General features: G+C 33.0%; 13 protein-coding genes. 9 read left to right on the top strand and 4 right to left on the bottom strand.

Going from position 1 to position 22,087, the window contains the following annotated elements; all coding sequences use genetic code 11:
* Window positions 1–118: 118 nt before the first annotated feature.
* Window positions 119–436, bottom strand: a complete 318-nt coding sequence (locus tag LIV57_RS04785) for a DUF6922 domain-containing protein (RefSeq protein WP_227941660.1) — start codon at window positions 434–436, stop codon at window positions 119–121.
* 37 nt (window positions 437–473) lie between these two features.
* Window positions 474–1,154: a nucleotidyl transferase AbiEii/AbiGii toxin family protein gene (locus tag LIV57_RS04780; RefSeq protein ID WP_227941659.1), complete on the bottom strand. Its 681-nt coding sequence runs from the start codon at window positions 1,152–1,154 to the stop codon at window positions 474–476.
* A gap of 764 nt (window positions 1,155–1,918) precedes the next feature.
* On the opposite strand from LIV57_RS04780, the gene LIV57_RS04775 reads away from it, so the two are divergent.
* From LIV57_RS04775 to LIV57_RS04745, 7 genes are all read left to right on the top strand, one after another.
* Window positions 1,919–3,460, top strand: coding sequence for a T9SS type A sorting domain-containing protein (locus LIV57_RS04775; protein ID WP_227941658.1), 1,542 nt, complete (start codon window positions 1,919–1,921; stop codon window positions 3,458–3,460).
* Window positions 3,461–3,466: 6 nt separating this feature from the next.
* Window positions 3,467–6,877, top strand: a complete 3,411-nt coding sequence (locus tag LIV57_RS04770; protein ID WP_227941657.1) for a hypothetical protein — start codon at window positions 3,467–3,469, stop codon at window positions 6,875–6,877.
* A 5-nt stretch (window positions 6,878–6,882) separates the two neighbouring features.
* A complete protein-coding gene (locus LIV57_RS04765) occupies window positions 6,883–10,437 on the top strand; it encodes a DUF6443 domain-containing protein (RefSeq protein ID WP_227941656.1) in 3,555 nt (1,184 codons plus the stop codon).
* Window position 10,438: 1 nt separating this feature from the next.
* Window positions 10,439–11,239 carry a hypothetical protein gene (locus tag LIV57_RS04760; RefSeq protein ID WP_227941655.1) on the top strand — a complete coding sequence of 267 codons (801 nt, stop codon included), beginning with the start codon at window positions 10,439–10,441 and terminating at the stop codon, window positions 11,237–11,239.
* A gap of 363 nt (window positions 11,240–11,602) precedes the next feature.
* Window positions 11,603–12,112 (top strand): hypothetical protein, encoded by a 510-nt coding sequence (locus tag LIV57_RS04755; RefSeq protein ID WP_227941654.1) that lies wholly within the window; start codon window positions 11,603–11,605, stop codon window positions 12,110–12,112.
* Between the two features lie 23 nt (window positions 12,113–12,135).
* Entirely contained in the window at window positions 12,136–12,687 is a 552-nt protein-coding gene (locus tag LIV57_RS04750; protein ID WP_227941653.1) for a DUF922 domain-containing protein, read from the top strand.
* Window positions 12,688–13,146: 459 nt separating this feature from the next.
* The gene (locus tag LIV57_RS04745; RefSeq protein ID WP_227941652.1) at window positions 13,147–14,115 is read left to right on the top strand and encodes a hypothetical protein; all 969 of its coding nucleotides are present in this window, start codon (window positions 13,147–13,149) and stop codon (window positions 14,113–14,115) included.
* 589 nt (window positions 14,116–14,704) lie between these two features.
* On the opposite strand, the gene LIV57_RS04740 is transcribed toward LIV57_RS04745, so the two are convergent.
* Window positions 14,705–15,799, bottom strand: coding sequence for a hypothetical protein (locus LIV57_RS04740; protein ID WP_227941651.1), 1,095 nt, complete (start codon window positions 15,797–15,799; stop codon window positions 14,705–14,707).
* Window position 15,800: 1 nt separating this feature from the next.
* The gene (locus tag LIV57_RS04735) at window positions 15,801–16,619 is read right to left on the bottom strand and encodes an RNA polymerase sigma factor (RefSeq protein WP_227941650.1); all 819 of its coding nucleotides are present in this window, start codon (window positions 16,617–16,619) and stop codon (window positions 15,801–15,803) included.
* Window positions 16,620–16,981: 362 nt separating this feature from the next.
* Between LIV57_RS04735 and LIV57_RS04730 the strand changes: the two genes are divergently transcribed.
* Together LIV57_RS04730 and cas13b are read left to right on the top strand one after the other, a co-directional pair.
* On the top strand, window positions 16,982–17,206 hold the full coding sequence (locus LIV57_RS04730; protein WP_227941649.1) for a helix-turn-helix domain-containing protein: 225 nt from the start codon (window positions 16,982–16,984) through the stop codon (window positions 17,204–17,206).
* 692 nt (window positions 17,207–17,898) lie between these two features.
* Window positions 17,899–21,336 (top strand): type VI-B CRISPR-associated RNA-guided ribonuclease Cas13b, encoded by a 3,438-nt coding sequence (gene cas13b, locus LIV57_RS04725; RefSeq protein WP_227941648.1) that lies wholly within the window; start codon window positions 17,899–17,901, stop codon window positions 21,334–21,336.
* The last annotated feature ends 751 nt before the right edge of the window (window positions 21,337–22,087 follow it).

The following is a 22,087-nucleotide window of genomic DNA, read 5'->3' as shown; positions in this document are numbered from 1 at the left end:
AAAGATAGTAATTTTTGCAATTCATAATCGTTTATCCATTACTATTGCCATTGTTATTTCCAATGTAGCTCCTTTCAATTATATTTTTGAGTTATGTCTCAAATAACTAGTTTCTTAGCTATATCCAATGATATGGTTTATCCTTACGATTGATATAGCAGTGCATATCCTCTTTTTTAAGTTCGGGGAAAAATTCTATAGCTTTATCAATTGCATAATTTGGAAGGAAATGGATTTCGTCACGAATTGCTTTGACTACTTTTTCGTAAGTATAAAATTCTACAATTCTATCAATGTCGTTTTGATTGCCACGTTCAACAATACGGGCAATAATTGACTTATAGGCTTTATCTAGATCCATCTCATCTAAATCAAAATCCCAAAAAAATGAAGGATCAATATCAAAACTTGGTCTTTTTTTATTTCCTGTTTTCATAGTATAAATTTACTGAATAATAGTGATATATAAAAGTTTAATGCTTGAATCCACGTCTCTTTTGTTTATTATTTTGCTCTTTGATTTCAGTAAATTTAAGTAATGGGTTATGTACTGACTTTTTTAATCTCTCCTCTATCTTTTGCCAGGTTATATCTTTACTTTTTATCATCTTTACTTGTACATTCCTATCGATATTGTCGTGATGTAGTAAACTTAATGCAGCAAGTGAGGGATTTCCTCCGTATTTTTTTTGATAAAAATCAAGATAAGTCTTAAGGGAATTATGTTCTAATAGAAAATGCATATCAACGAAATCTTTAATTCTGCTTCCATCTTGAAATATAGCGTGAAGTTTCATAGCGCCTATATCCTCAAGGGATGCCAGCCTAATGTCTTCTTTTGTTATTATTCTAGGTAATTGCCATGGATACTGATGGGCAAGGATATCGACCTTGATTTCAGATATTTTCAAAAGTAATGTGTTTTCAAATGTATTTTTAATTTCTACAGGATAGTTATTCGAAAGATAGTTTAGGACAGACTTCTCATTAAATGGTTTAGTTGTAAACAGATCAATATCAATACTTAAACGATGGCCAAGCATTAGACTGAGTGCGGTACCACCTACCAGGGTAAAGTCCTTTAGTCTTTCTTCTTTCATTAGTTTTTGAAGAAGTTCCCACATTTCCTTACTGACAGTTTCTTTATGTAGCATATTTCATTTTTCAGAAAATTAAATCTGCAAATGATGTATACCTTTACAATGGCGTTGCAAGGAACTATTTGGCTTTGATTATCAATGAAAGCTAAATTATCAGCCTTTTATTGATGGAGATATTAGTAAGTGGAATTACAATTTTTTTCTGTTGGCAGTTAGTATCTGCATAATGATACAGTCCACTTAAATTTTGACATAGTTTGTTCTTCTAATTGGCTCTTATAATTCTAAGAAGTCCGCCTTTTAGTTGGATACCTTAAAATCTACAATATGTAGATGGCTTGATTTGTACTTTTTAAAAGCTTAATGCGAACCAGCTTTATAAAAAGGAATGCTTCTAAAATTATGTTTTTAAGAAAGGATATATTACCTATTAAAATGCGTGCGATTTTACAACTACACGGAGAAGTTAGGAGCTCATTCGCAACTTTGAAAGTCCTTACGTCCTAACAAAGTTGCTACTTCGCTCTGTGAGACTTTTGAATTGGTAAGAAATTTTGATTTGGTCTACGAATATGATTTTAATTTGTAATTCTGTTTTTTATGAGGCTTTTCGTATTTGTTTTTCATCTTTTCAAATTCATTATTAATACGACAAGTTTTGTCGTTTAAACCTTATATTTTTGTGAAATAAGTATAATTTGATGTTTTTAAAAATATAATTGTTTTCTTTTAAATGCGAATGTCTATTGTTTCTTAAAAAATGTTAAATTTGCTGCATTATTAAAAAAACTAATTATCAACTCAAAAAAAACACGGGAATGAAAAAGATCTATCTCAGTGCATTTATCTTATGTACAGCCCTGGGTATCCATGCCCAGGAAGTGGTGTGGCAGAAAGATATAAAGTCCTCAGCCCAGGATTTTTTAAGCCAGATCACTACGACAATTGACGGACAGTATCTTATTACGGGAAGCAGCATTCAAACTGATAAGCTTCAACAAAACAGCAGACAAAACAATGGTTATGACTTTCACCTGATTAAATTAAATCAACAGGGAGGACAGGTTTTTGAGAAGTATTTTGCCGGAAACAATCACGACTATTTATCTTCAACGGTTACTACTCAGGACGGTGGGTTTCTGATTTCTGGAACTTCATATTCAGGAAAGGGGTTGGATAAAAAGGAGGATTCTAAAGGTGGCTCCGACATTTGGTTAATTAGAATCAATGAATTTGGAGATGAATTATGGCAGAAAACCCTAGGAAACTCATCAGATGAAGAAGCAAGATCTGTGATTCAGACTACAGATCAGGGATTCATGGTTGCTGGAAGTGTACAAAATTCCTCTAAAGGTTATGGGTCAAAAGATGTTCTGATCATTAGATTAGACAAGGACGGAAAAACACTATCTGAACAAACATTAGGAGGGCGAGGTTTAGATGAAGTAGAAAAGATGGTCCCTACCCGTGATGGCGGAGCTTTATTAGGCATCTATTCCAGAAGCTGTGTAAGTGGTTCTAAGAAAACTGAAAACTTCGGCGAAGGCGATTACTGGATTGTAAAGCTTGACAAAAACGGAAAAGTGGAATGGGAAAAGAATTTTGGAGGAAAAGGAGATGATCATATCAGAACCCTTGCATTAACTTCAACTGGCTTTATCATTGCTGGAGAATCCAGATCAGAAAGATCAGGCAATAAAACAGTAGGTCTAGAAGAAGGAACAGACCTTTGGCTGATTGCTTTAAATGAAAGAGGAGATGAACAGTGGCAGAAGTCTTACAATTTGGGTAACAGGGATATCCTGATGGGTATTAGCGTTCTTCATTCAGCAGATGATAAATCTTCAAAGGGAATCTTATTGGGAGGCTATACGCAGGCTGAAGGAAGAATTGAAACTGATGATGAAACCTTCTGGATGCTATACCTTGACCAGAATGGAAATGAGCAGTGGAGAAAACATATAAAAGGAGAATCCAGGCAAAAAGAAGAGAGACTTTCAGACCTAAAGCTAAACAGAGACGGTTCTATTATTCTGGCGGGAACCAGCGCAGAAGAGTTTGGTAAAGAGAACTGGAAAATTGTGAAACTGGGAGATAAACAGGTTGATCAGTTAATTGAAAAATATGATATCAAGATATACCCAAATCCTGTATCAGATTATGCTTATGTAGAAATGGGCTTTGATTTTAAAGACGCTGATATTCTGCTGTATGACATGAGTGGAAGACAACTTCAGAGTATTAAAACCAAAAACAGAGTGACTAAGATAAATACCCAGGCTTTGGTTCAGGCAGCTTATCTGGTGACTATAAAAACTGATTCTGGTAAAACTGCAAATGCAAAACTTATTAAAAAATAAACACGAATGAAAAAAATATTGATAATAATAGCGCTAACGGTAAATATTTTACTTTTTTCGCAAAGTTCGCAGAAGCAAACAATTCCATATATCCCCAAAGTATCGTCCCCTGAAGTTTACAATTTGGAATTATATGGTAATTATCCTGTTGATCCTTCAACAGGTGTTCCTAAAATTGATATACCATTGTATATAATTAAAAGTGGAAGTTTATCATTGCCAATCTCACTTTCATATCATGCTAGTGGTATTAAGCTAAACCAAGAAGCTTCTTCAGTAGGGTTAGGATGGGTGCTAAACGCAGGAGGAATGATATTTCGTAATTTACAAGATATTCCTGATGATAAACCAAATGGCTTCTTAACAGGTGGAAATTCTATACCTGTATATAATGATATAAATCAACTTAGCAGTAGCAGTACTCTACTCGGAACGATTGGTAATAATTCAACCATTAAAAGATATTATAATTTTAATGAATATGAAGAAGGAAGTGGAAATTCTTCTTTTCATCAAGATAAGACTCCAGATCAATTTAATATCTCGACGAATGTGGGACTTTCTGGGGCATTTTATATAAATAATGAGGGGAAAGTTGTGAGTGCAGAATTTGATCCTCAAAAGATAGACGCAGTATTTGGGATCGGGAGTATTATTGTGAAAGACGAAAAAGGGACTATCTATAGATTTGGAAAAAGCCTTGAAAATAAAGATAATTGGGAAACGGTGTGGGACACTAAAATGCGAAGTGAAACTGATGGAAATACAAGTTATGATGCTCAGCCGTCACTATATACTTCTTCGTGGTATCTTTCCGAAATTATATCTGCTGATAAAAAAGACACTATTAATATTGAATATGTAAAGTACAGATCAAAAACATATAGAACATTTTCCTCTGAAAATAAGATCCGTATGATCGATAATGTTGGAGGTGTACCTACAGGTAGTAAACAATATTTAGAAACTGAAGTAGATGTTTTGGTTATGGATAAGCTAAAATATAATGATGGATATGTAGAATTTATCAGAAATGAAGATCGTCAAGATGTTTATCCACTAAATAATCGTCCACCGAGAATTTCAGGTTTAATAGTATATAATAAGCAAAACAAATTAATTAACAAAATAATTTTTGATAATAATGATTACTTTGAAAGACCGAAGATTACGGATGTTAATTATTGGTTTATGGATTTTTATAAAAAAAGTCTAAAACTAAATTCAGTAAAGTTTTATGACCAACAAAATGATCTAATAAATCAATTCAAATTTGGATATGATTATAGTTCTCCTCTACCGGCAAGAGAATCAACTTATGGAATAGATTATTGGGGATACTATAATGGAAAAAATAATAACACAACTTTACTACCTACAGTGTTATTTGATAATGCATTATTTGAAAATTTATTTTCACCTGATGCCTTAATTAAAGGAACGTTAACTAACGAAAATCGTCAGGCAAACTTTAATTATATGAAATCGGGAGTGCTTAATAAGATTACCTATCCTACAGGTGGTTCAACAACATATGAATATGAACCAAATTATTTTTTAACAAAACAACAGGAGCTAGGATTGGGAGTTTTTCAGGCAGGAGCAAGTGCATATGCGTTAAAATCTAGTTCTGGTTGTACTGATGAATCAGGACTCATTGCTTCACCTCATACCATAAAAGAATATCAAATTACGCAACAGCCTCTAGGAACAGTAAATTTCGCGATCATGTTATCAGGACACTACAGTTTAGGACAACCTTTAACAGCAACAATAACTGTTGATGGTGAAACAAAAACAGTAACTCATGGACCAACTGGATCCAATAATATTAAAACTGAGTCAATGACATTTTTTATTCATCAAGGCTCTCACATTAAAATTGATTTAGATACCAAAAATGCAACAGGTCCATCAAGTGGAAGCCCATGTAATAGTCCGTTTATATCTGTTTCAGGTACATATAAATATTATGCTCCTGTACCTCCCGAAAGTATTCAACCTACACAGGCTGGAGGATTAAGAATTAAAAATATTATTAATACGGATAGTAACAATACAGTTTTGTCAAAAAAATCATATGATTATGGTTCTAAAAAAGTTAATAATATTGGTATTGGAAAAATATTAACTAACCCTTTTGATTTTGACAATTTCTATAACAGGAAAACAAGAGTAATTATGGGAAATATTACTCACGTAAGATTGATGAATATTATTAGTTCAAACCCCATGGTAGAAATATCTCATAGTAATGGATCGCCTGTATTTTATGACAAGGTGACTGAATATATTGTAGATAATGAACAGGAAAATAATAAACTTGGGAAAATAGAATATTATTATAAAGAAAAAGATGTAGATAAAATATATACAACTAACATATTTATTCCGTATCCAAGATATATTTATCCTGAATGGAAAAAAACGAATCTTATTGAGACTATTTCATACAAAAAAGAAGGAACTAATTATATTCCTGTTAAAAAAGAGGAAAATTTTTATGAAAAGTTTATTGAAAATAGAATCAGGACGGTTAATGTATTTGAACAAGATAATGAATCTAATGTGGGAATAATTAATGGTGGTAATTATGAACAAAATCCAGAAAGGTTCTATTATTTTAATGATTACGTATCAATAGGACGAGTAGCATTAACAAGTAAAAAAATTACAGATTATATGTATGGAAGTCAAACAGATTCCTTAACTACAAAAATCAGTTATCTTTATAGTAATCCTCAACATTATCAATTAACAAAAGAAATTATTACTTCTGCCGATAATATTTTAATCGAAAAAGATTATGCATATGCCCACGAAAAAGCTAATCAAAAGTTGATCAATGCCAATATGGTAGGTGTTCCATTGGAAACAGCGGTAAAGAAAAATGACAAAACCATCAGTAAATCTGAAATAAAATATGATAATCCATTGAATTTGTTCCCAAGTTCTGTCTTATCTACCGATTTGCAAAATAATCAATATACAGAAGTCACTTATGACAAATATGATACTAAAGGCAATCTGCAGCAATATACTACAAAAGCAGGTGTTCCTGTCACAATAATTTGGGGATATAATGAAACTCAGCCTATTGCAAAGATTGAAGGTGCAACATATGATCAGGTTTCGGGATTGATATCTGCAATTATCTCAGCATCCGATTCTGATGCTCAGGCTTTATCAAATAATGATGAAACGTCACTTTTATCAGTACTAAATACATTTAGAAATAGTTTACCAAACTATCTGATTACCACTTATACTTATGATCCAGTGATTGGGGTGCGAAGTATTACGCCATCGTCAGGAATCAGGGAGAATTATCTCTATGATTCAGCAGGCAGACTTCAGAAAGTAGTAGATGTAAATGGTCAGGTTGTAAAAGAGATGAAATACAATTATAAAAACTAAAACTGATGAAAAAAATAAAAATTCAGATAGGAGTATTACTCCTATCCAACTTAACATATGCCCAGCTCACTACACTTCCTAATACTGAAAATTATGTTCAGTCCAAAACTTATCTGGACTATAATGGTACTTCAGTTATAAAATCTTCAGAAACTGTACAGTATTTTGACGGTTTGGGAAGACCCAAACAAATCGTCAATGTAAAGGCCTCTCCGCTAGGACGAGATGTTGTTACTCCCATCAAATACGATGCGTTCGGAAGACAGGTTCAGGACTACCTTCCTGTTCCCCAGGGGGGAACTCTCAATGGAGCCATTACTCCTGATCCATTATCAAATGTAAGCAGTACCCCTTATGGAACAGAGAAAATCTATTCAGAGAAGATTCTTGAGAATTCACCCTTAGACCGTATTTTAAGCCAGAAACAAGTTGGAAACGCTTGGGGTAATAAGCCTGTACAATTTGGATATGATGCCAATGCAGATGGTGAGGTTAAAAAATACACTGCCACTTTTAGCTATACCAATTTTGAATCAAAACTAATATTATCAGGCTCCTATGGAATAGGGCAGTTGTATAAAAATACGGTTACTGATGAAGACGGCAACTCAACCATTGAGTTCAAAAATGGACAAGGCCAGGTTGTATTGGTCAGAAAAGTAATCAGTGCTACAGAAAATGCTGATACCTACTATGTTTACAATGATTATAACCAACTGTCTTATGTGATTCCTCCCAAAGCTTCAGTACAAGCAGATCCCAATACTGTTCTTAATAATTTATGTTACCAGTATAAATATGATGGGAGAAACCGCCTGGTAGAAAAGAAACTTCCCGGCAAAGGCTGGGAATATATGGTGTATAATAAAGCTGATCAGCTTATCCTGACCCAGGATACAGTTCTTAAAGATAAAGGGCAATGGCTCTTTACTAAATATGATCAGTTTGGAAGAACCGTTTACACGGGAATCACAAATAATCCTGCCAGCAGGGCGTCAATGCAAAACAGTATTAATGCCAATGCTAATTTATATGAAACCAGGACTGCTACAGCAGGATGGACCTTAAATGGCATGCCCGTATATTATACTAAACTTTCGACTCCTACCGGTGTTACTCAGGTCTTAAGTGTTAATTATTATGATAACTATCCTGTATATAGTTTTAATCCGGCATTCCCTTCAACGATCCAGGGAGAACCTGTACTTTCCGGAACGCCTACAGCGGATGGAAGAAGTACTAAAGGACTTCCTGTGATGAGCTTTGTAAAGAATATTGAAGATGATAACTGGACAAAAAACTACACTTATTATGATCAAAAGGGGAGGGTTATTGGAACTCATTCCATCAATCATTTAGGAGGCTATACCAGAGCAGAATCTGAGCTGGATTTTACAGGAACACCCAAGAAAACAATTACGAATCATAAGAGATTAGCCAGTGAGCCGGGAGTTACTATTACGGAACGTTTTGAATACGATAATCAGAACAGATTATTGGTTCATAAGCATCAGGTAGATGATAACCCAGAACAGATTCTTACAGAAAACAGTTATAATGAACTAGCTCAACTTACCAACAAAAAAGTAGGGAATAATCTGCAAAGTATTGATTATACCTATAATATAAGAGGGTGGATGACGGATATTAATAAAGGACAGATGTCAGCTCCTGATTTAGGCGGAAAATTATTTTCCTATAAAATCAAATACAATGAAATGACAGGGATAGAAAATCCCGATTCGACTTTGTTTTCTGGTAAAAACGTAAAGCCAAAGTACAACGGGAATATTGCAGAAGTTGACTGGAGAGCCGTAGAATCTATAGGAGCCAATCCGCCTTTGGAGCCTAAAAGATATGGTTATGCATATGATGCCTTGAACAGATTGACAGCAGGATATTATCAAAACCCTATGAATCGTTATAGTAAAGAGCATACAGAATCCTTGACCTATGATCTGAATGGAAATATTACAAACCTTTACAGAACTTCTGCGGTAGAAGGAAATAATACAGCTGCTACCGTCATTGATGAGCTGGAATATATTTATGGACCCAATAATCTAACCAATCAGGTATCTGTGATTAAAGACCATAAGAACAATCCTTCAGGATATGAGGGTGGAGGAGGAACGATTCAGTATGATATCAATGGAAATATGTGGCAGATGCCGGATAAAAACATCACCAAAATCACCTACAACCATCTGAACATGCCCAATAGAATAGAGTATGGAACTTTAGGGCTTTCGGGAATGCATAATTACCTGTACCGAGCAGATGGAGTTAAGATTCAGAAAAAACTTCCCAAAAGTGAATGTGGGATTATCAATTGTTATACGATAACCGGTATCACAGATTACCTTGATGGATTTCAATATTATCATAATGAATCCGATAACAACGGTGGAGGTGGTATTGATGAACTCCGTATGATCTCCGAAAAGTTGAAATATGCTTATGAACAGCAGGCTTACAGTGTAGAAAATGGAATTGTTACCGCGGAGAACCAGCAATTGAATACTCCTTTAGGAATAACAACAGTTAAGACTCCTCAGCTTATGTTTTTTCCTACGGCAGAAGGATTTTATGATTACGGGAAAGATCAGTATATTTACCAATATAAGGATCATTTGGGAAATACAAGGATAAGTTTCGCCAGAAACAGCGCAGGAGCTCTTGAAGTCACAGATTCTAATGATTATTATCCATTTGGGATGAACCATCTGAAGACTGGAAATGCGTTCTTTGGATCTGGTAGTTATAAGAATTACAAGTATCAAGGACAAGAGCTGCAGGAGACTGGTTTTTATAGTTTTAAGTGGAGAAATTACATGCCGGATGTAGGAAGGTTCTTTAATATAGATCCGCTCGCAGAAGAATATCCCACATGGGCTCCTTATGTATTTAGCGGAAATAGAGTTATTGATTCTAGAGAACTTGAAGGACTAGAACCATATTCTGTACATAAATCATATCAAGAAGCTTCAGAAAACTTTGGAAGTCAGTATAATAATATGTCAATCAGGATGAATGGAGAAATTGGCACTAGATTTTATAAAGGTACAAACTCTAATGGAACTTATTATTCATATACGAAGCCTATATCAGCTGGTCCAAACTCAGGAGCTGTAAATTCTAATCTTGCCGATGATCCTCCAAAAGGTACAGTTCAGGTTGGAATAGGACATACACATGGCGAGGGTGATGAAGTAGATTTAGGTAATGGTTATTATAGTCCTGGACAAGATAGACCTTCGGATTATGGCTCAGAAATGGGAGATATTTCAGAATCCATAAAGGCATCTAAAGAAAATCCAAATTTTGAAGGTGATATAGTAATAACTCCAGGAGGTTATGGATTTATATATGGACCTGGAACGAAAAATGGCACAGATGTAAATAAAATGAGACCAGATTTTAATAACATGCCAAAAGATCCAAATTTAAAGAAAAATCCAACTAATAAGAATACTGAAAAAATAACACCTGTTATACTTCCAACTGGAGAAACAGAAGATAATTATATTCAACAACCAAAAAATAACTATAACCCTTAAAATGAAAAAGCAAATTATAATATTATTGTTAAGCTTTTTTTTCATAAATATATATGGGAAAAGCGTTGCTGTCAAACACACAACTAAAAATATAACTGTTCATATATCTTGCTTTTCTTATAGAGAAGAGATCAATAACGGGATTATAATTGGTGAATACGCAAAAGAGTTGTCCAAAAAGTATAATTATACAGATTCTATAGAAATCTTTCTTGAAATGATCCCAAGCAAGCAAACTGAATATTCTTTTCTTCCTAAAAAAAATATTTTTTTACATGTGCAAGCTAATAAGTTTAACTTATTAGAAAACCTTAAACTCATCGAATTTGCTATCCTAAATAAAAATAAAATTTGTAGCAAAATAGATTTTAACAAAATATTAAAAAGTTCAAACTCTAATCAAATAGATGATGTATTAATGTTATTAATTGAACGACCGAATAAAGTTAAGCAATTAGAGAATACTTCTGATTTTTCTTATTATATTCAAAACAATCAATATTATATTTATAAAAAAACAACTAAAGAAATATTATTTAATAGTCCTACTGTTTATCTATTTAAAACAATAGCATATTCAAGACCTTTAATCTTTATTAGCAATCATGAGTTTTATTATAAAAACTTAAATGGCGAGCTAAAATTCATGTCGTTTAGCAATGAGAATATATTATCTGAAGATAATTATCCACTTAAAGAATTTAATTATTTTGTTTTATTTAGTGTAGCGGGGAAAAGGAATAATAATTTAGCTATATTAAACTTAGAAAAGGATAAATTAATTGACAATTTAGAATGGTAAATTTATAAGTACCTCCCCCCTACCGCACGGTTGTATCCTGGGGCAGATAGTAAGTAACCTCATAAAATATGAGGTTACTTACAACTATAAGTACCAAGGATAAGAATTGCAAGATACTTGTTTCTATGGTTTTAAGTGGCGGAATTATATGCCGGATATAGGCAGGTTCTTTAATATTGATCCTTTGGCGGAAAAATTCCCTTATAACAGTACATATGCATTTGCAGAAAACAGAGTTGTTGACGGCAGAGAATTGGAAGGCTTAGAATGGGTATCAAGTAGAAACTTAGAAACCAAGACTGCAATTTACATCTTACATATAAGCCTGCAAATAATACCGTAGGAGTTCTTTCTAATGCACAAATGTCTGCATTACTTCAAGATCGTGAAGCTCAAATTGTATCATCCTTTGGAGAGAAAGATTCTGCTGGAAATCAAGTTAATATTACTTTCAGTCAGAGTGACAAATCTACTATGATCTGGGAATATAATACTGGTTATGATAAAAATAATGTTGATGATTTTAAAGGACAGAGTCAAGAGTTCTTTGATAATGCTACATATTTTACTAATGGAATGACAGATACTAATAACAATATACAGACAAATAGAACTCAGATTAATGTTTTTACTACAGAAGGACTTGGTGCTGATGAAAAAACAGGTCAATTAGCTTTTAATAATAAAAATATATCTGCTGTTGCTAAAACAGGTGCTCATGAAACAGGTCATACATTAGGAATAAAACATAATGATAAAACAACTTTAAAATCCTCTCCAGATAATTTAATGCGAGAAGGAGGTCCAGGTAAGAAAATAACTCCAGAACAAGGAACTAATGCTATTAAATTAGTAGAAGAACAACAACATTAGATCGTAAATTAAAATATAATAATGTGATGTATAAACTTTTTATTGTTTTTTTATTAAGTTCTCAAACTTTATTAAGTCAAGCAATTCAATGGTCAACGGATCGGAAGTTGGATTTTAAAGATTTTGCTCCTCCTACACATGAGGAAGATAATAGTACAGGTGCAGAATCATATATTGGAATAGATTATAAAATTGTTTCTAATTCCATATGGACTGGTAAGATCAAAATAAAAATAGATGCGATATTTTATCCTGAAAAATCATGGGTTAATAAAAAATATATTGCTAATAGTCATATCCTGAATCATGAACAAAAGCATTTTGACATTGCTCATGTATTTGCTGATAAACTTCAAAATATTATAAATAGCCAAATTAAAGGCACAAAAGATTATAATGATAATTTTCAAAAATTATACGACGAGAATTTTGTTGAGTATAGTGCTTTTCAGGTTAGGTATGACTTAGAGACTGAACATGGCGCAAATTTGGAACAGCAAAATAAATATAATGATATTATTGAGAGTATGGTAAATGATACATTAAATGAAAAAGAACATAAGAACAGAAAGTAAGGAAATAACAATAACCCTGGAGATCCTTTGAAAATATAAATTTTCAATTGGGTCCGAATTATTCTCTGTAAGAGAATAAAATAACACCCTTTATTTAGTATTTTATCTCAATACTCCGTTTGATGTCAATTTCATTTTTCACTAATACATAAATCCGTATCGATTAGATATGGATTTATTTTATAAAGCCAATGAGTGAAAATCGAAGTCCAATAAGTCTTATTATCTAATGATAGTGATAATGTGATCTATTTTATTGCTGTGAAAACATCTATCAATTTTAAGGCAGTCAAAACAGATTCCGAAGCGCACAATTTCAGAAGAAAAACCTTCGATTATATAAAAAAGGATCTTACCGGAAAAAATGAGTATTGGGTAGGAGATAAAATTTCAGATAGGCTTAAGTTAATAGAAACGTATTGCAAGGAAAAGTCTGGAAGAAAGTTACAGAAAAATGCATTGCCAATTCGTGAAGCTGTAGTTGTAATTAAAGAAAATACAACGATGCAGGATTTGCATAAGCTTTCTAAAAGGCTTGAAGAAGAACTAAAAATAAGAATTTTCCAAATTGCCATTCATAGGGATGAAGGACATTATGATAAAGATTCTAAAGAATGGAAGCCCAATTACCATGCTCATTTAGTAGCCGACTGGCAGGATTTAGAAACTGGAAAAACATTGAAGCATCAATCCTTTCACTATTCAAAAATGCAGGATATTACGGCTGAATGTCTTGAAATGGATAGAGGTGTTTCAGGTTCTAAAGGACGACTTGAAGCCATAGAATTTAAAATTCAAAAAAAAGAAGAAGAATTTTTGTTGCTAAACAACAAAATAACTGAAATAAAAGCAACGCTCAATTCTAAAAAGTTTGAAGATCTTATCGTAAAAGAAGATGACTTTCTAGGCTTTAGTAAGATCAAAACAGATAAAACGATTGAAAACTACGAGAGAGCTTTTAAATCATATAATACAGAACTGCTTAAAAATAAAGAAACTCTTCAATCCAAAACTAAAATAATTACTGAGCTTCAACAAAAGAATATTGAGTTAACCAAAGAAGTTTCACTATTACAAAACAAGCTGTCCACTATTCTGTCTAATACCACAGCGTATACAAATGAAAAGGACATTTATTTCGATTCAGTGAAAGATACGATTATAAAGGCCATACGGTTTGAAAAATTTAAACAGCCCAAATTATTCGATACTACCAAAGAGAAAGTCATATCAATAGTTGATCGTATTTGTAAAAAAGCTTCTGAAGAGAATAATATTCCTTTTTCATCACTGGAGGAGATTTTTAAAAATCCTGACAGCAGCTTAGAAATTTTTTCGTTATTGAATTTTGATAATCATGGAACAAAGTATAACACCGAAGATATTCAGGTTCAACAAAAAAGGAAAAAGATAAAGAGGTCACAGTAGAACTGTGTAAAAATTCATAAAAGAAAACGAAGGTATTGTTTCAGATTTTTAAAAGACAAGTTCAAGTCCAAAGGTTATGCTAAAAAATCTCCACCTTGCAGGTCGTATTTTTCATCATAAACTTGCTTTTTAAAATCTTTCATAATGAATTTTGTGCTTTCTTTTTTTCCTTTTTCTTTTGAAAAATATAATTAATCGTCAGAATTAGGGTAAGAACTCCAAAATTTTCAATGGAAAAAACAATTAAACGACTATTAAAATTGGAAATATATTTGTTTTTAGATCCTTTTAGAATATTTATTACAGCATTAATAATTTAGCCAGATAACTCTATTTTGTTCAGTTAAAAAATTATATTTCGTTTCTTCCTTTTTGAGAAAGAAATTTCTTCTGATTGAGTCAAGAGCTAAAGCCTCTTGTTTTATTCAAAACTTTATTGTAAAGCGTTTTGTGTTTTTCTCTTATATATTTTCTGTTCAATATTACAAGTAAAAAAAGAACCCACGCCGTTGTATATACTATTATGTATTTAGTGAGAGTTCATAACCTCACCCTACGGGTTTACAAGCACCCTCGTTATTTTTTTTAGCTATCCAATGATTAATTCGATACCAGCTTTTTCTGCTTTATATTTTATTTTGGTCTGTAATTCATAATAACTCCAGTTGCGAAGCACAAATTCCTGTTCTTTTGCGATACCAATTTTGTCCTCTTGATTTTTAAGAATTAGTGTGCCCGCCTGTTGCTGGATGCAGAAATCGATAAGTTTCCGGCTGTACACATGAAGTCGATGACTTACATATCGGCTCTCCAAATTTTCAGTTTTATACAATGCCTTTTGTTTGCGTTTAGCTCCTTTTCCAGAGCGCGCATAGGCAATACTGGATTGAATTCTCTTTTGACTTGCCTGAATGGCAAGCCTGCGATATAAAAACTCTTCTTTTGTGCCAATATTGATTCGTACATTGCCAGTTTTTGCAACTATTGGATGTTCCAGAGACAAGGAAGCCTCAGCGATGATTTCGGGTTTTAAATGATTCTCTTCTTTTTCAAATTCAAATACTGCAAGCCAATAGATTTTCCCGACTTTCAGCTGTATCTGTGATGTGCAAAGTTTTATTTCTCCCCTTAAAAGACGTTCCATTACTAAGCGCTTATCGGAGAAGTCTCTCCCTAAATATGTTTTAACGGGAATAGCAAACATGTTGAAACAAAACGCTTTCTTGTCAGGATCATACTTCATTTTGCTGATACATTTAACCGGAAGCGGAATGGGGATGTCTCTTTTATAGTTTCTAAGTGATTTTAAGCCCTGCCAGTAGTCGACTTTGTTTTTAGAAAAAGTAGATTGAATGGTGTTATTAAGACTTCCCAGAATATCGGTCGGGACCTCTCCTTTAAAATGGTCAAATACCATACGTGCCGTTGTGTTTGTTTTCGAACGTGTAAATATTCCCAATTGATCTTTGTTTGCATCGGCCAGCTTATATTGGATTTTTTCTGTGAGGTAAAAGAAATCCTTAATCATTTCCTGAACATACAGATGGGAAACGATTAAATTAGCCGCTCGGAAACAGCGGTTCTGATAACGGTAGAGTTTTTCCCACATCTCTTTTTTTTCATTACTTGGAACGTCGATCAATAGCTGAATTTTTCGGGTAAGTGTAATCGTTGATTTTTCCATTTCAAAAAGGGATTTGAGAGGTATTTCGATTTTGTAGAAATTGATAAGCATATAGAAATTCCCGGTGGACCTGCTTTTCAGAAAGTTTGAGTTCCTTGGCAATTACTATGAAAGAAGATTTTTGTTCAACCCTCCTTTTTAATATCTCTAGCTGTTGACTACTAAGTTTATCTGGCTGCTCTTCATTACCGGAAGCTTTTTTCTGTGGCTCGAAAGACGTTCCTTTAATGATTTTCCGCAGATCATCTATGGCTCTGTTAACTTCGTTGCTTATATCTTTCACACTGCTTCCCATTGCTTCTGCAATTGGTTTATACCGGAAGCCATATTCAAGGCATAGTTTGATTAGCTGTCTTCTTTTGGGGTTTATCACCTTTAAAACCTTATTAACTTCATCAAAATCTTTTTGAGCGGATTCCTGACGTAGAAGATGTTCCTTGTCTTGCAGAGGATCATATCCGACAAGGTAATCCTGATAATTCTCAAAACTTTCAAGTGAAGCCGTTAAGCGAGCGAATTTATTTTTTGGAGCATTGAAATACGATATACAGTCTCTTTTCAAAACAAACCGTAAAAAGCCAAGAATATGATTCGGGGTTTCAATGGAATCACGGTGTAGCCAAAGTTTGAGAAATGTATCCTGAACAAGTGTTTCTACTACAAAATCATCCTCAAGCATTTGTCTTCCGAGCCACAAAAGAAGTCTTTTATATCGTAAATAAATATGTTCTAAAGAGGTTGGATTACCTTTTTTCAGCAGTTCATATAGCTGGTTATCATTTAACATGCGGGGCAATGGTAATGAATCTGTACTTTTCATAAGCAGTGTATTAGCTGAATTATTGCTGGAAGGAACTGCTTAGATAAAAAGAATTCACTACTTGCTCAAAAGAAAAGGCGTGGAACTCAACTTATTGACTAGAGGTACTGGTATACCCGTGTACGATAAGAGAGCCCACGCCGCGGTCGTGAGCTAATTTACTTATCTTCTCGTACACATAAAATTACCAGTTTTCTAGTCGAGAATCTAAGCAATAGCTTCGATTATTTTTTTGAAGTATTGCAAAGTTACCATTATTGTAACTTATTTAGCAAATATAAAACATTTTTCTTTATGTAGGTTAATTCGACTACAATAATTTATTTAGATTTTATCATTTTTTCTATTCAAAGTTAACTGCGATGGATAAATTAGAATTTAGAATAGCATTTGGTAAAAGAGTTGAGAAGTTTAGAAAAAAGTTGAGTTTGAGTTATAGAGAGTTGGCTCAGAAATGTGATGTAGATCATAGTAATATTAGTAAAATAGAAAAAGGGGAAGTAGATCTTAGAATTTCTACTATTCAAGAGTTAGCCAAAGGACTAGATGTGCATCCACAGGAGCTATTTGATTTTAAATTAAAATAAAAAAACTACTCTTAAACAATTTTTTAAATAAATAAATGAATGAAATACTAATGACAATTGGTATTTTATTGTCTTATAAATGTAATGAGAGTATTTTAAGTATTAAATCAGATCAGAGAACTAAATTTTACTTTGTGATGTAGCTCATAGATACTGAATAGGGAAGGGCTTGCTGATGGAGCATTGCTTGAAAATTCTGGTCACAATTAAAAAATGATTCTATGACAAATACATTAATAATAGATTTTTTATATTTGTAATTCGAAACTAAAGAGTTCTTTAGTCAAGATTTAAGATTTTGCAGAATATAAATATAGAGTTGTGTCAAATTCGTGGCAATTGTCTGGATTGTATTTTAATTATTCCATATTCAGATAGTTTTTGTTGCCAAGTTCGAATCCCTCACTCTCCGCAAAAAAGTAAATCCTGTACGAATATCGTACAGGATTTTTTTCTTGTGTAAACTACCTGAGAAATTGAAGCAAAACTATATTTTTAAGTGGAATAAATAACTAATATTTGATTTTGAAGATAAAATTGATGGTGCTAGCTAATTTAAAAATATACCTATTGCTTCTTTAAGCAGTTAGAAACTCGTTAAGGGATCTGATATTAATGTGGGAACCCGTATTTTAGTTACAAATGAAATTATTATATTAGAATAATTTATTTATACCCACTAATAAACACCTATGGAAACCCAAACAATTGGTCATGGAATAGCCTATGATCATTTTAAAATACAAGACAAACATTTTTTTGGAGGATTCTTAAATTTAGCTGAGAATAATATTAAGGCTGTACTAAAAGCTTTTTCAGAAAAATTTAATGTTGGTAATGTTGATGTGAAACAGTTCGCTGATGTCTCTCTAAAGGATAATCTCCCCGACAACGACTTTCAAAAGAGAGTATCCTTTTTAAAAATGTATTTCCCGGTTGTTGATTTTATCAATAGCCCAAATAATAGAGCAAAGTTCAGATCAGATCTTACTACACTTTTTAAATCAGTAGATCAACTAAGAAATTTTTATACGCATTATTATCACAAGCCTTTAGATTTTGATGCTTCTCTTTTTACTCTTTTGGATGATATTTTTGCCAGGACAGCTAAGGAAGTGAGAGACCAGAAGATGAAAGATGATAAGACCAGACAATTGTTAAGTAAATCCTTATCAGAAGAACTGCAAAAAGGGTATGAGCTGCAGCTGGAGAGATTAAAGGAATTGAAACGACAAGGGAAAAAGGTTAACATACATGATCAGCTGGGAATTAAAAATGGTGTACTTAACAACGCTTTCAATCATTTAATTTATAAAGACGGTGAGTCTTTTAAAACAAAGCTCACTTACAGTTCAGCACTGACCTCCTTCGAATCGGCTGAAAACGGTATTGAAATCTCTCAAAGCGGCCTTTTATTTCTTCTCAGTATGTTTCTTAAGAGGAAGGAAATTGAAGATCTAAAAAGTAGAAATAAAGGATTTAAAGCTAAAGTGGTAATAGATGAAGATGGAAAGGTAAATGGTCTTAAATTTATGGCTACCCACTGGGTTTTTTCCTATCTATGTTTTAAAGGACTCAAATCGAAGTTATCCACTGAATTTCACGAAGAAACATTATTAATTCAGATTATTGATGAGCTCAGTAAAGTTCCAGATGAGCTTTATTGTGCGTTTGATAAGGAAACCAGAGACAAATTTATAGAAGATATTAATGAGTACGTTAAGGAAGGACACCAGGATTTTAGTTTGGAAGATGCTAAAGTCATTCATCCTGTCATTCGTAAACGCTATGAAAATAAGTTCAACTATTTTGCTATTCGGTTTCTAGATGAATTTGTGAAATTCCCTTCGCTAAGGTTTCAGGTTCATGTTGGAAATTATGTCCATGACAGGAGGATAAAAAATATTGATGGAACAACATTCGAGACGGAAAGGGTAGTTAAGGACCGTATAAAAGTTTTCGGAAGACTTTCAGAAATCTCTTCTTATAAGGCTCAATATCTCAGTTCGGTTTCAGATAAACATGATGAAACTGGATGGGAAATATTTCCTAATCCATCTTATGTATTTATCAATAATAACATACCCATTCATATTTCTGTTGATACGAGTTTTAAAAAAGAGATTGCCGATTTTAAAAAACTGAGAAGAGCCCAAGCGCCGGATGAATTAAAGATAAGAGGTGCTGAGAAAAAGAGAAAGTTTGAAATAACCCAAATGATCGGTAGCAAGTCAGTGCTAAACCAGGAAGAACCGATCGCTCTTCTATCCTTAAACGAAATTCCCGCTGTTTTATATGAAATATTAATAAATGGCAAGGAGCCTGCAGAAATTGAAAGAATAATAAAAGACAAACTCAACGAAAGACAGGACGTCATTAAAAATTATAATCCTGAAAATTGGCTTCCTGCTTCTCAGATAAGCAGAAGGCTGCGAAGCAATAAAGGAGAAAGAATTATAAATACAGATAAATTACTTCAATTAGTGACAAAAGAATTGCTTGTTACGGAGCAAAAGCTGAAGATAATCTCGGATAACAGGGAAGCTCTTAAACAAAAGAAAGAGGGTAAATATATCAGGAAGTTTATATTTACAAATTCTGAGCTTGGAAGGGAAGCTATATGGCTCGCCGATGATATCAAACGTTTTATGCCGGCAGATGTACGAAAAGAATGGAAAGGCTACCAGCATAGCCAGTTGCAACAGTCATTAGCTTTCTATAACTCACGGCCCAAAGAAGCACTGGCAATCCTGGAAAGTAGTTGGAATCTAAAAGATGAAAAGATAATCTGGAATGAATGGATATTAAAGAGTTTTACACAAAACAAATTTTTTGATGCTTTTTATAATGAATATTTGAAGGGAAGAAAGAAATATTTTGCTTTTCTATCTGAACATATTGTTCAGTATACTTCCAATGCTAAAAATCTTCAAAAGTTTATGAAGCAGCAGATACCAAAAGACTTATTCGAGAAGCGTCATTATATTATAGAAGATTTACAGACAGAGAAAAATAAAATTTTGTCCAAACCCTTTATTTTTCCAAGAGGTATTTTTGATAAAAAACCAACTTTTATTAAAGATGTCAAGGTCGAAGATAGCCCGGAATCCTTTGCAAACTGGTATCAATATGGTTATCAAAAAGACCATCAATTTCAGAAATTTTATGATTGGAAACGTGACTACAGTGATATTTTTTTAGAACATCTTGGAAAACCTTTTATTAATAATGGTGATAGGAGAACTCTTGGTATGGAGGAATTGAAGGAGCGTATTATTATAAAGCAGGATCTTAAAATCAAAAAAATCAAGATACAGGATCTGTTTCTAAGACTTATAGCCGAGAATTTGTTTCAAAAAGTCTTTAAATATTCCGCAAAACTTCCTTTAAGTGATTTCTACTTAACCCAGGGAGAAAGAATAGAAAAGGAAAATATGGCCGCTCTACAAAGTTTACGGGAGGAAGGTGACAAAAGCCCAAATATCATAAAAGACAATTTTATATGGAGCAAAACGGTTCCGTATAAAAATGGACAGATAATTGAGAACGCTGTTAAACTAAAAGACATCGGGAAGTTAAATGTGTTATCACTAAATGATCAAGTGCAGACGCTCTTATCTTATGATGATGCAAAAACCTGGAGCAAGGCTGCATTAGAAAATGAGTTTTCTATTGGTGAAAATTCTTATGAGGTTATAAGAAGAGAAAAACTATTCAAAGAAATTCAGCAATTCGAATCTGAAATTTTACTTCGATCAGGGTGGGATGGCATTAATCATCCCTCTCAATTGGAAGATAACGGGAACCCAAAGTTTAAGATGTATATTGTTAATGGAATTTTAAGAAAATCTGCAGGACCATACAGTCAAGGTGAAGATATTTGGTTTGAATACAATGCCGATTTTAATAACCTTGATGCAGATGTTTTAGAAACTAAGTCTGAATTGGTACAATTGGCTTTTTTAGTGACAGCTATTCGAAATAAATTTGCTCACAATCAACTTCCGGCAAAAGAATTTTATTTTTATATTAGGGCTAAATATGGATTTGCAGACGAGCCCTCTGTAGCATTAGTTTACCTGAATTTTACAAAGTATGCGATTAATGAATTTAAAAAGGTGATGATATAGGTAAATTTTGTATTACAATGTAATTCAACAACAATTAATCATATCAATGTTGGGACGTATCACAATTAGAAGGGTACCTCACAACCTGCTGTTCATTTTGGACTAGATCGCAGGCGTTGAGACATATCACAGTTTGAAGGGTATTCACAACGGAATTTTAGTTCTGCTTTTTAGCTTGTGGGTTGAGACATATCACAGTTTGAAGGGTATTCACAACCACTCATCATCTGTGCTTGGTAATTCAACAGTTGGGACATATCACAGTTTGAAGGGTATTCACAATCATAATATTTTTGATTTAATTGTTTGAAATGTTGGGACGTATTACAGCTTGAAAAGTATTCACAACAATTCGGTACCCATGCGAAAATATCGCTAAGTTGAGACGTATCATATTTTGCAGGTAGTTACAACTATATGTTTGCTCATAAATTATTCGCAAATGTTGAGACATAACAGTTTAGAGGATATTCACAACATTGATAAAAAGTTTAAGTTATTTTCCGGGTTGGGACATATCGCAATTTGAAGGTACTCACAACCTTTTTTATAATTTGACGCAGAATGATCTGTTGGGACATATCACAGTTTGGAGGATGATCACAACATTATTTATTGGTTAAAGTTGCTTTGTTTAGTTAGGAAGTATGACAGTTTGAAGAGTATTCATAACAATTTGGTACCCATGCTAAAACATCATTAAGTTGGTACATATCACAGTTTGAAGTGTATTCACAACAATATTCATCTG

The organism is Chryseobacterium sp. X308 (assembly GCF_020733145.1).
Classification (GTDB): Bacteria; Bacteroidota; Bacteroidia; order Flavobacteriales; family Weeksellaceae; genus Chryseobacterium; species Chryseobacterium cupriresistens.
Note: the sequence above shows the minus strand (reverse complement) of the source record. Positions and strands in the feature narration are given on the sequence as shown.

Coding starts and splice junctions, on each gene's coding strand:
- LIV57_RS04730 (WP_227941649.1), top strand. CDS start 16,982: ATGGATAAATTAGAATTTAGAATAGCATTTGGTAAAAGAGTTGAGAAG.
- LIV57_RS04785 (WP_227941660.1), bottom strand. CDS start 436: ATGAAAACAGGAAATAAAAAAAGACCAAGTTTTGATATTGATCCTTCA.
- LIV57_RS04740 (WP_227941651.1), bottom strand. CDS start 15,799: ATGGAAAAATCAACGATTACACTTACCCGAAAAATTCAGCTATTGATC.
- cas13b (WP_227941648.1), top strand. CDS start 17,899: ATGGAAACCCAAACAATTGGTCATGGAATAGCCTATGATCATTTTAAA.
- LIV57_RS04735 (WP_227941650.1), bottom strand. CDS start 16,619: ATGAAAAGTACAGATTCATTACCATTGCCCCGCATGTTAAATGATAAC.
- LIV57_RS04755 (WP_227941654.1), top strand. CDS start 11,603: ATGTCTGCATTACTTCAAGATCGTGAAGCTCAAATTGTATCATCCTTT.
- LIV57_RS04775 (WP_227941658.1), top strand. CDS start 1,919: ATGAAAAAGATCTATCTCAGTGCATTTATCTTATGTACAGCCCTGGGT.
- LIV57_RS04760 (WP_227941655.1), top strand. CDS start 10,439: ATGAAAAAGCAAATTATAATATTATTGTTAAGCTTTTTTTTCATAAAT.
- LIV57_RS04770 (WP_227941657.1), top strand. CDS start 3,467: ATGAAAAAAATATTGATAATAATAGCGCTAACGGTAAATATTTTACTT.
- LIV57_RS04780 (WP_227941659.1), bottom strand. CDS start 1,154: ATGCTACATAAAGAAACTGTCAGTAAGGAAATGTGGGAACTTCTTCAA.
- LIV57_RS04765 (WP_227941656.1), top strand. CDS start 6,883: ATGAAAAAAATAAAAATTCAGATAGGAGTATTACTCCTATCCAACTTA.